At 32.3% G+C, this 11520-nt stretch carries 14 protein-coding genes; 12 read left to right on the top strand and 2 right to left on the bottom strand.

Annotated features, from left to right (window positions below; translation table 11 throughout):
• The 11 genes from ACIQ6T_RS10920 to ACIQ6T_RS10870 all read left to right on the top strand — a co-directional run.
• A partial coding sequence (locus ACIQ6T_RS10920; protein ID WP_395786316.1) for a helix-turn-helix domain-containing protein occupies window positions 1-732 on the top strand: 732 nt, incomplete at its 5' end.
• The gene (locus tag ACIQ6T_RS10915; RefSeq protein ID WP_395786314.1) at window positions 710-1225 is read left to right on the top strand and encodes an LptE family protein; all 516 of its coding nucleotides are present in this window, start codon (window positions 710-712) and stop codon (window positions 1223-1225) included. The genes ACIQ6T_RS10920 and ACIQ6T_RS10915, both read left to right, overlap by 23 nt.
• Before the next feature lies 1 nt (window position 1226).
• On the top strand, window positions 1227-1760 hold the full coding sequence (locus ACIQ6T_RS10910) for a hypothetical protein (RefSeq protein ID WP_395786312.1): 534 nt from the start codon (window positions 1227-1229) through the stop codon (window positions 1758-1760).
• Between the two features lie 2 nt (window positions 1761-1762).
• Window positions 1763-2095 (top strand): preprotein translocase subunit SecG, encoded by a 333-nt coding sequence (gene secG, locus ACIQ6T_RS10905; RefSeq protein ID WP_395786310.1) that lies wholly within the window; start codon window positions 1763-1765, stop codon window positions 2093-2095.
• Window positions 2096-2210: 115 nt separating this feature from the next.
• Window positions 2211-2489: a co-chaperone GroES gene (gene groES, locus ACIQ6T_RS10900; protein ID WP_395786308.1), complete on the top strand. Its 279-nt coding sequence runs from the start codon at window positions 2211-2213 to the stop codon at window positions 2487-2489.
• A 33-nt stretch (window positions 2490-2522) separates the two neighbouring features.
• A complete protein-coding gene (gene groL, locus ACIQ6T_RS10895; protein ID WP_395786306.1) occupies window positions 2523-4151 on the top strand; it encodes a chaperonin GroEL in 1629 nt (542 codons plus the stop codon).
• A 68-nt stretch (window positions 4152-4219) separates the two neighbouring features.
• Window positions 4220-4747 carry a 5'(3')-deoxyribonucleotidase gene (locus ACIQ6T_RS10890; protein WP_395786304.1) on the top strand — a complete coding sequence of 176 codons (528 nt, stop codon included), beginning with the start codon at window positions 4220-4222 and terminating at the stop codon, window positions 4745-4747.
• A 7-nt stretch (window positions 4748-4754) separates the two neighbouring features.
• Entirely contained in the window at window positions 4755-5900 is a 1146-nt protein-coding gene (locus tag ACIQ6T_RS10885; RefSeq protein ID WP_395786302.1) for an MFS transporter, read from the top strand.
• Window position 5901: 1 nt separating this feature from the next.
• Complete coding sequence (locus tag ACIQ6T_RS10880; protein ID WP_395786300.1) at window positions 5902-6186, top strand: hypothetical protein; 285 nt, start codon at window positions 5902-5904, stop codon at window positions 6184-6186.
• Window positions 6187-6806: 620 nt separating this feature from the next.
• Window positions 6807-8117, top strand: coding sequence for a sugar porter family MFS transporter (locus ACIQ6T_RS10875; protein WP_395786298.1), 1311 nt, complete (start codon window positions 6807-6809; stop codon window positions 8115-8117).
• A 12-nt stretch (window positions 8118-8129) separates the two neighbouring features.
• Complete coding sequence (locus ACIQ6T_RS10870) at window positions 8130-9137, top strand: GntR family transcriptional regulator (protein ID WP_395786296.1); 1008 nt, start codon at window positions 8130-8132, stop codon at window positions 9135-9137.
• On the opposite strand, the gene ACIQ6T_RS10865 is transcribed toward ACIQ6T_RS10870, so the two are convergent.
• Window positions 9130-9579, bottom strand: coding sequence for a GNAT family N-acetyltransferase (locus ACIQ6T_RS10865; RefSeq protein ID WP_395786294.1), 450 nt, complete (start codon window positions 9577-9579; stop codon window positions 9130-9132). The two genes, ACIQ6T_RS10870 and ACIQ6T_RS10865, sit on opposite strands and share 8 nt — an antisense overlap.
• The gene (locus ACIQ6T_RS10860; RefSeq protein WP_395786292.1) at window positions 9576-10604 is read right to left on the bottom strand and encodes an RluA family pseudouridine synthase; all 1029 of its coding nucleotides are present in this window, start codon (window positions 10602-10604) and stop codon (window positions 9576-9578) included. Before ACIQ6T_RS10860 ends, ACIQ6T_RS10865 begins: the two co-directional genes overlap by 4 nt.
• Here ACIQ6T_RS10860 and ACIQ6T_RS10855 point away from each other — a divergent pair.
• Window positions 10597-11457, top strand: a complete 861-nt coding sequence (locus ACIQ6T_RS10855; protein WP_395786290.1) for a 1-aminocyclopropane-1-carboxylate deaminase/D-cysteine desulfhydrase — start codon at window positions 10597-10599, stop codon at window positions 11455-11457. The genes ACIQ6T_RS10860 and ACIQ6T_RS10855 overlap by 8 nt on opposite strands.
• Window positions 11458-11520 lie beyond the last annotated feature (63 nt).

Raw genomic sequence — 11520 nt, 5'->3', positions numbered from 1 at the left:
ATTGAATTGCTTTTTAGAAAATTTACAACTGATTTTTCTGAGCTTCATCGAGTAAAGCCTGTTTCATTAACAAATGAAGCTAAAATACTACTTGAAAAACAACGGTTTCCGGGTAATATTCGTCAATTAAAAAATTTAGCAGAACAAATTTCAGTATTAGAATTAGGGGATCGTATTTTAGACGAAGAGAAGCTAAACGAATATTTATTGTTTAATGAGCCTAAAATAAAATCGACTCTTATTAAGGGTGAAAACTTTCAAGGTTCTGAAGGAATGAATGAAAGAGAAATATTATACAAAATTCTTTTTGATCTTAAGCGTGATGTTACTGAATTAAAGAAAATACTATTACAAGTAATTGAATCAGGGAACAGCAATGCTTATGACATAATTAATGAAAACTCAGATTTATTTGCCGACATTAATTATTCTCCTAACCCATCTATTAAAGCAATAAGCCAAACAGTCAATGTTGATAAAAATGGATTAGAAAATTCAATATCTATCGAACCAAATAAGACGATTCATGTAGTTGAAGAATCTAATTTTGAAGAAATAATATCACCTAGTCAAGACGTGACACTTTCTTTGGAAAAACAAGAAAAAGAAATTATTATTCGCGCATTGAAGAAAAATAGAAATAAAAGAAAACATGCTGCAAGAGATTTAGGGATATCAGAAAGAACATTATACCGAAAAATTAAACAATATGATCTCGAAGACTTGGCATAAATTCTCAAAATATATATTCTTTTCTTATGTATGTATACATATTTCCTCTTGTTATAGCTTTAAAGGAGCTAGTCTTTCTCCGGAACTAAAGACTATTCAAATATCGAATATAAGAATGGAGACTGCTGGTGGTCCAAGTAATTTAAGCCTATCTATAAATGAGAAATTAAAAGAATATTTTCAACGAAATAGTACGTTGAAAATTACCAGTCAAAATCCAGATTTACAAATTGAAGGAACCATAGTAGGATACGACTTAACCCCGCAAGCACCTACCTCTGACGATAAAGCAGGTTTGAACCGTTTAACATTAAGGGTTCAATTTCAGTTAACTAATCGATTAGATGAAACTAAAAATTTTGATCAAGAATTTTCCTTTTATCAAGACTTTCCTCAAAATCAAACTTTAAGTCAAGTTGAGAAAACATTAATTCCAAAGTTAACGGACCAAATTATATTAGATTTATTTAACAAAATAGCTGGAGATTGGTAATATGGAAACAAATAAAACACAAGAACTTTATTTATTATTATACAAATACAATCGAAATAACATTGACAGCCAAAATGTAATCTCGGATTATGTAAATAAATACCCATATTTTTTTCTCCTTAATTGGAATCTACAGCTTGATTCAATCACGCAACGCAAAATCGCCCTACAATCTCCATTTAGATCACATTACCATCATTCAATTGTAGACGCCCCTTTAGCTTTAAAAGCAAATCATGCGAAAAAAATAGTCTCATTTGAAAATCAAATTGAAATTGTTGATCAATTTTTAACTAATCAACCCACTATATCAAGAAATAAAAAAAATAACACTGATAATTTAGGCATAGCCGACTTATCAGAAACTCCATATTCTCCTCCTGTATCAGAAACATTTGCAATCATATTGGTTAAACAAGGGAAAATTTCCCTTGCAATTGACATTTACACAAAATTAATGTTGTCTAAACCTGAAAAAAGGCTTTACTTTGCATCTCGTATTTCGGAATTAACCATATTATTAAATCAAGATTGATTATGTTCACCTTATTAATTTCACTGATTATTCTTTTTTCGGCATTACTTATCGTACTGATTCTAGTTCAGAATCCAAAAGGTGGTGGTATAAGTGGAGAATTTTCATCCTCAGGAGCAACTCAGATGTTTGGCGTACAGAAAACTGGAGATTTAGTTGAGAAGCTAACTTGGGGTTTTTCAATCGCAATTCTTTTATTGGTTCTTGTAACAAATTTTACATTAACATCAGGAAATTCGGAAGGAATACAATCTATAAATGTAGAGAAAGCGGCTGGTAAAACTTTACCTTCTGCTCCTGCGCCAATTAGCGCTCCAGCACCGGCATCAAAATAAGTATACTGACATTATTTCAGTCATTCTTGCGTGGCATGCATATTGTATATGATGTCGCGCATTTTATTTATAAATGTATTTTACAAAAGTTATTAATCTTTTAATTTATACAAACATGTCAAAATTAACTATTAAGCCCTTAGCAGATCGGGTTATCGTTGAGCCTGCTGCAGCTGAAGAAAAAACAGCATTTGGAATTATCATTCCAGATACAGCAAAGGAAAAACCTCAAAAAGGTATTATTGTAGCTATTGGAAATGGGAAAAAAGATGAACCTATAACTGTTAAAGTTGGCGATGAAGTCTTGTATGGCAAATATTCTGGTACTGAGATTACAATTGAAGGAAAGGATTATTTAATCATGCGAGAGTCTGACATTTTTGCAGTTTTATAATTTAGTTAAACCGAAAAATCACTTATACATACTATGGCAAAGGAATTATATTTCGACAGTGAAGCGCGTGAAAAAATGAAGAGAGGGGTTGATACCCTTGCAAACGCAGTTAAAGTTACATTAGGACCTAAGGGTAGAAATGTAATTATTGATAAAAAATTTGGTTCTCCATCTATTACAAAGGATGGTGTTTCAGTTGCAAAAGAAATAGAATTAGAAGATCCCGTTGAAAATATGGGTGCTCAATTGGTTAAAGAAGTTGCATCAAAAACAGCTGATCAAGCTGGGGATGGAACTACAACAGCAACTGTTTTAACACAGGCTATCTACACAATTGGTTCAAAAAACGTAGCAGCTGGAGCGAATCCAATGGATCTCAAGAAAGGAATCGAAAAGGCTGTAGAAGCTATCGTTAAAAACTTGAAAGCTCAATCAAGACCAATTACAACTTCTAATGAAATAGCACAGGTTGCTACCATTTCAGCAAACAATGATTTCGAAATCGGTACAATGATTTCAAATGCAATGGAGAAAGTAGGTCGTGAAGGTGTAATTACCGTAGAGGAAGCACGCGGAACAGAGACTGAAGTAAAAACTGTTGAGGGTATGCAGTTTGATCGCGGTTATCTTTCACCGTATTTCGTAACGAATACTGAGAAAATGGAAGTAGAATTAGAGAAACCTTTTATACTAATATCAGAGAAAAAGGTATCATCTATGAAGGAATTACTACCTGTCTTAGAAGTTGTAGCTCAAACAGGTCGTCCATTGTTAATTATATCTGAAGATGTCGATGGAGAAGCATTGGCTACTTTAGTAGTTAATAAAATTCGTGGTGCTCTAAAAGTTGCAGCTGTTAAGGCTCCGGGTTTTGGTGATCGTAGAAAGGCAATGTTAGAAGATATAGCCATACTAACGGGTGGTACTGTCATTGCAGAAGAGAGAGGATTTAAGTTGGAAAATGCAACAATTGAATACCTAGGCCAAGCCGAAAAAATCATCATAGACAAAGACAATACAACTATTGTAAATGGTGTTGGATCTTCAGAAGATATTACAAATCGTGTAAATCAAATAAAAGCTCAAATAGAAAATACGACATCTGATTACGATCGTGAAAAATTACAAGAGCGTTTAGCCAAACTATCTGGTGGTGTTGCTATTTTATATATTGGTGCTGCTACAGAAGTTGAAATGAAGGAAAAGAAGGATCGTGTAGATGATGCATTACACGCTACTCGTGCGGCTGTTGAGGAAGGTATTGTAGCTGGTGGTGGTGTGGCATTCATTCGCGCTATTAAATCATTAGATGGCCTCAAAGGTGAAAATGAGGATCAAACAACTGGGATTAATATTATTCGTCAAGCTGTTGAGTCTCCATTACGTACTATTGTCGCTAATGCTGGTGGTGAAGGATCAGTAGTTATTAATGCTGTTAAAGCGGGTAAAGATGATTTTGGATATAATGCACGTGAAGATAAATATGAAAATATGATCGCTGCTGGAATCATTGATCCAACTAAAGTAACTCGTTTGGCATTAGAAAATGCTGCTTCTATTGCCGGGTTACTATTAACAACTGAGTGCGTAATTGCTGATAAACCTGCTGCAGAAGCGCCACATGGTCACGCACCTGGTGGTGGAATGGGTGGAATGATGTAATTATTATTCATATTTTAATAAAAAAACTCCTCATATTTGAGGAGTTTTTTTTTATTTATAATTTACTAATGAAACGAATAGCAATAGATATGGATGACGTTATGGCCGATACAACCATAAAAATCATTCAAACAATCAACAACATAACCAATAGTACATATACATATGACGCGTTAATGTCAAATGACATAAAGCTAAAACAAACGTTTTATGAGGTGTATTTAGAAAATAATTCATTTTTATGGCAACCTGGATTTTTTACCGATTTACCTGTTAAAGAGGGCGCTATTGAAGTAATTAAAGACTTAACTAAATCTTATGAAATCTTCATTGTATCTGCAGCAACTGAATTTCCTAATTCATTAAGTGAAAAGTTAGAATGGATGAAGAAGCATTTTCCATTTATTACATGGCATAATATTGTATTTTGTGGACATAAACATATGATTCAAGCTGATTACCTAATCGACGACCATGAAAGAAATTTAGTAACGTTCACTGGCACACCTCTCCTATTTTCAGCTCCACATAATTTACATATTAATTCGTATGAACGAATTAATTCATGGTTGGATGTGAAAAACAAATTATTATAGTTCAATTATGTTCAAAACGAGATTTGGAATAGGTATTTTATTTTTTTTGTGCGGTATAAATTTTGCAACGTGGGCAACAAGAATTCCTGATTTCAAAAAGCTCCTTAATTTAACAGAAGCTGAACTAGGAACTGTACTTATGGGACTGCCAATTGGCTCATTAGTATCACTACCATTAGCAGGATGGTTAATAGCTAAATACAATTCGAAAATAATATGCTTGATTGCAGTTTGCATGTACATATGTATCGTTCCATTAATAGGCTATAGTTCTACTGCATTTCAATTGTTTGGTGTTTTATTTTTATTTGGCATGTCAGGTGATATATTAAACATAGCCATGAATACCCAAGTAATTGCACTAGAAAATAAACTTTCAAAAATTTTCATGTCATCATTTCATGCTATTTTTTCAATTGGTCTTATGCTTGGAGCTTTGCTAGGTAGCCTAATGATTACAATGAACTTAGGATACAAAATTCATTTTTGGGGAATTGCATTCCTAAATTTAGTACTAATACCTTCCTTTTATTACTCCTTATTACCAGATGAAAAGTCAATTAATTATTCAAATGAAAAGTTAGATACTTCTATTTTTAATTTAAATTCATATTTAATCACGTTGGCTTTAATTGCATTTTGTGGAATGTTGTGCGAAGGTGCCATGGCAGATTGGATAACGCTCTATTTTGAAGAAATTATATCTTCAAATATAATTCCTCAAACAATTGGCTTCACAACCTTTGCGGCAGCTATGGTTTTAGGAAGGTTATTAGGAGATTTTTTATCAAATAAATATAAAGTAAAAAATGTATTAATAATCAACGGATTTCTAATTGCCGTAGGAATGAGTATTACTTTAGTCAGTTATGATATTTTAATTAAAATTTGCGGATGTTTTTTAGTTGGAATAGGTGTATCAACAATTGTACCTATTATTTATTCACAAGCAGGTATGCAAACTAAAATCAAACCAGCCATTGCCATTGCGGGCGTCTCAACTATTGCCTATATTGGATTTTTAATTGGACCAGTTATAATTGGTTATTTTGCGGATATTTCGAGTTTGAAATATTCATTAATACTCTTAATCGTACTTGGCTTACTAAGTAGCTTAATTGCTACTATTTTTCTTCCAGATTCAGAAAATTAATATGGTAATTCACTATCAAAAACCCATTTTTCAACTAGAACCTTACATTGATTATCTATGGGAAAAATCTGAAATTGATCAATCTGATATTCCGTACGAAATTGAAACAATATTTCCGGAAGATCAGTTAAACATTGCATTTACATTAGGTTTACCTTACTTCAGAGCACAGAAAAACCCAGCTGTATTTGAGACAATTGACACGCACGTTATTGAGGCATTGCATACTATACCAAGCTACTTTAAACACCAGATAGGAAATCATATATTTGGAATAAAATTTTAAATTGGAGACTTATATCCATTTGTAGCTAGGACATTTAAAAGTTTTATTAATGCCTCTGTACCAATAAATAATTTATTTAATATCGAAACTGATTTAATACAAAATATATTAAAAGCTAATCGCTTTGAAAAAAGATGTGCAATCTTTCAAGAATTTCTTTTAACACTATTAAATCCTAAGCGTAAATTAAAATTATTACGACTTAATTCATATCTTAATTCAGTAGAAGAATTTGGTAACATAAACGAATCGGCATATAAAGCACTCATGCGATTATTTATTGATATTTCTGGCATTACGCCTATAGAGTATGTTCAAATTAAGCGGATCAATCAATCTTTAGAACATTTATCTCAAAAAAAGAAATTAAAAGTAATGAATTAGCTGATATGTTTGGTTTTTACGATTCAGCGCATTTTACGAATGAATTTGAAAAATTCACAGGCAAGACACCTAAGGTTTATAAAGAAGAAATTTCGTCTACTGAATCAAATCAGATTGTTCAAGAGTTTAGACAATATATGTCTCCTGAGCGCCTTTATTCTACACTTCTAAAGTACATGACAATAATATATAAATTAAAATTTTTGAAGTATACCATCCTATAAAAATATAACAAGATGAATAAATATGTACTCTTTTGGTCTATAACAGTCGGCTTAGGTGGTATGCTTTTTGGCATGGATATGACTGTTATTTCAGGAGTTGAAAAAACAATAAAAGAACTATGGCATTTAGATGATTGGACACATGGTTTTGCCATGGCCACTGCACTTTATGGTACGGTAATTGGCGCTGCCTTTGGTGGAATTCCAGCCGATATTTTAGGAAGGAGAAAGACTTTATTTTGGATTGGATTAAGCTTCTTAATATCATCAATAGGTGCAGCTTTGGCCAATGATGTATATACTTTTATGATCTTTAGATTTTTAGGTGGATTAGGAATAGGCGCATCCTCTGTAGTGGCACCTATTTACATTTCTGAAATAGCTCCAGCAAAACATCGTGGAAAGCTAGTTATTTCATTTCAACTAAATATTGTTCTTGGTATTTTAATTGCTTACGTATCAAACTATTTAATTAACGGGTTAAGTGAAAATGACTGGAGATATATGTTGGCAATTGTCGGTTTACCTAGCCTATTATTTTCTATTCTTATTCTTTTTACTCCTGAAAGTCCAACCTTCTTACTTCTGAAAAGAAATGATTTAGTGGGTGCAAAAAAAATATTATCTTTAGTTGATTCGGACGCTGACGAAACTATCAAACGAGTTTTATTATCTAAGACCAATTCAAATAATAAAGAAACTATATTCAAAAAGAGGTATTTTAAACCATTACTTCTAGCATTCTTATTTTCATTTTTTAATCAATTATCAGGAATTAATGCTGTTTTATATTATGCACCTCGGATATTTGAAAAAGCACATTTAGATGAATCAAGTGCCTTATTGCAATCTGCTGGTATTGGAGTGGCCAATTTAATATTTACACTACTAGGGTGGTATTTAATTGATCGTGTCGGGAGAAAAATACTAATGTATATTGGCTCTATTGGTTATATAGTTTCGTTATCGTTAATTGCTTATTCATTTTACAGTGAGTCATTTGATTTTGTCCCATTATATATCTTCTCTTTCATTGCGGCACATGCTATTGGCCAAGGATCTGTAATTTGGGTATTTATATCAGAAATTTTTCCAAATTCAGTACGAGCAACGGGTATGGCTTGGGGCTCTTTAACACATTGGATTTTAGCTGCTTTAATTACAAACTTCTTTCCCATATTTACTACTTTGATTGGTGAAACCTCTATATTCTTCTTTTTTGCATTAATGATGATAGGGCAATTGGCCTATGTTAAATTTTTAATGCCAGAAACGAAAGGGTCAACATTAGAGGAATTAGAAAAACAAATTATAATTCATTAGAAGTTTTAAGCTATGATTCAATTTGATCCGAATAGTAATAAACCTAAATACCAACAACTAATTGATGGTATTGTTAACGCTATTGATCAAAATGAGTTAGGACGAGGCGAACAGTTACCATCAATTAATTCAGTTGCAAATGAATTTGGGATGGCTAGAATGACAGTAACTAAGGCATATGATGAATTGAGAGAACGCGGCTTGATTACCTCGCACCATGGAAAGGGTTTTTATGTTGCAAGTACTGATACAAGAAGTTCGATGCATGTATTTATATTAATGGACTCAATGACACCATACAAAGAGATTCTATTAGATAGCATACTTGCCAATCTTGGCCAAAAAGTATCACACGCGCTATTCTTTCATTACCATGACATTAAGATTTTTGAAACGTTGATTAATGACAATCTTGGAAAATTCAATCATTACATTGTTCTACCACATTTTAATAAAAGTGTAGCAAAAATTTTAGAAAAAATTCCAAAAGAAAAACTTTTAGTACTCGATATTGATGTTAAGGAATTCGGACAAGATTATTCTATTTTATATCAAAATTTTGAAAAAAATATATATTCTGGACTAACTGAATGCTTAGATAAAATAAAAAAATATCAAAGTCTGAACTTAGTATTGAGCAGTAAGAGTTTTCAATACACTCCTCAAGGAATCATTAAGGGGTTTACATCTTTTTGCGAAAAATATTCAATTACTCATGATATAATATCGGATTTGGATGAGGAATATGACCTATCAAAAAACCATGCTTACATCGTATTTAGGGAATTTGATTTAATTAAAATGATTAACTGGTGTACTAAAAACCATTGGAAATTTGGTCAAGAAATTGGCGTCTTATCGTATGATGATACTCCATTAAAAGAAATAATTTCAGAAGGAATATCAGTCATTTCAAATGACTTTTCCTTAATGGGTAAGCGAGCAGCCGAAATGATACTTACCAAAGAAAAAGGAAGATTTTCGAATAATTACTACTTTATAGATAGAAAATCTATTTAATATTTAAGTTGACATTAATCCACTCGCCATCTAAGTTGGCATTAAATTTTTTATAAAATTCTATAGCTGAAGTATTCCAATCGAGCACCTGCCACATAAGTCCAGAACAATTACAAAGTCTAGCTTCATCAATGGCAGTATTAAGTAATATTTTTCCAATACCAAAACCACGATAATCCTCTTTTACATACAAATCCTCAAGGTATAAACGTTTGCCTTTCCATGTAGAAAACCGAAAATACCATAAACTAAATGCTGCCAATTTGCCATCAAAAAAAGCTAAATTGCATCCATAAAGTGGATTGTCCATAAATCCATTTATCAAATAGTCTTCTTCTGTAACAGTGACCTCATTGGCTAATTTTTCAAATAAAGCCAATTCTTTGACTAGACAAATAATGTCTGGAATATCAGATTTGATTGCTTTTCTAACCGTAATCATATTTTTATAAGGTTACGTAATTTTTCCAACAATAGATTAAAATCTTCAGGATATGGACTTGTAAATTGAAGCCATTCATGTGAAGTTGGATGTTCGAATCCTAACGAATATGCGTGCAATGCTTGTCTTGGACAAGTTTTAAACATATTATCAACAAATTGTTTAAAATTAGACATGGTACTCATAAAACGGATTTTATCACCTCCATAGGAGGCATCTGAAATTAATGGATGGCCCATTGATTGGGCATGTGCTCTTATTTGATGTGTTCTACCAGTTTCTAGATTAAATTTAACTAATGAACAAAATCCAAAAGTTTCAATCACTTCATAGTGCGTAATAGCTAATTTACCATCCACGCTACCTTCAGGGAGAATGGTCATTATTTTTCTGTCTTTCGGACTTCTAGTTATATTTCCACGAAGCGTTCCCTTTAATTCTTTAGGTACTCCCCAAAGTATCGCATAATAGGTTCTTTCTATGGTATGATCATAAAATTGCTTAGCCAAATGAGATAAAGCAAATTCTGACTTAGCAACAACTAATAACCCCGAAGTGTCTTTGTCGATTCTATGTACTAATCCAGGCCTGATTACCGTAGAGCCAGGCAATTGCTGGCAATGATACAACAATCCATTTACTAACGTACCATTCCAATTTCCATGTGCTGGATGGACAACCATACCAGGTGATTTATTAACTAAAAGGATATCTTTATCCTCGTAAATAATATCTAATGCTATATCTTCAGCTAGTACTTCGGCATCACGAGGAGGTTGAGCAAAAGACACAGTAATACTATCCAATGGCTTAACCTTGTAATTAGACTTAATTAAACTTCCATTTACACGTACGGATCCAGCTAAAATACCTGTTTGTATACGCGATCTACTTGTATTTGAAATTTTCAATAACAAATACAAATCAATTCTCATTAATTGTTGACCTTTGTCCACAACAAAATTATAATGCTCGAATAAATCATCTTCTGATTCTAATTGATCTATTTCTTGGTCTATGGACATACATTTATTTGAAAAAACAATTTTAAAACTACCCTCTCCTATTCAGGAGTTAAATCATTCCATTTTTAAAAAAGCTGAAATTACGGTATATGTAAAACGCGACGATTTAATTCATCCAATAATATCAGGCAATAAATGGCGCAAATTAAGCGAATATATTGGCATAGCGAAAGAAAACCCTGAATTACCAATTTTAAGTTTTGGTGGAGCGTATTCGAATCATTTATATGCTTTAGCGTACATTGGCAAACAATTAAAAATACAAACAATCGGGATCGTACGGGGTGATGAATTAACCTATACTAGTAATCCATTTTTAACCCAAATGCATGAATGGGGAATGAAATTATATTTCGTTAATAGAAAACAGTACAAATTAAAAAATTCGCCATTAAATGAAAAGGTATTACTAATTCCCGAAGGAGGATACGGAGAATTAGGCATTAATGGAATAAAACAATTAGTAAATGAAATTACACCTTTAGATCCGACTCATATAATAACGGCAGTAGGAACCGGAACTACAGCCTTGGGAATAAGAAAATTTTGGGATAAGCCAATTTATGGAATATTAACTTTAAATAACCTTGCTGAAATACAAAGACACGAGAACGAATTTAATATAACAGGTAATATCTGGTTAGAAGACTACATTATGGGTAAATATGCAAAGGAATCTGATATAATTAACAATTTTTGTGCAACTTTTGAAAATGCTCATCAAGTTCAAATAGAACCCATTTATACCGGAAAAATGTTTTATGGTCTTTATGATTTAATCCAAAAAAAACATTTCCCTAGAGGATCAAAAATACTAGCATTGCATAGTGGGGGCATAAAACTAACCAACTGAACCCTCTAACGATACAGCTAATAATTTTTGAGCTTCGACAGCAAACTCCATCGGCAATTGGTT

This window comes from Aquirufa sp., assembly GCF_044377215.1.
Classification (GTDB): domain Bacteria; phylum Bacteroidota; class Bacteroidia; order Cytophagales; family Spirosomataceae; genus Aquirufa.
The sequence above is the reverse complement of the archived record's forward strand: the minus strand, read 5'-3'. Positions and strand labels throughout refer to the sequence as shown.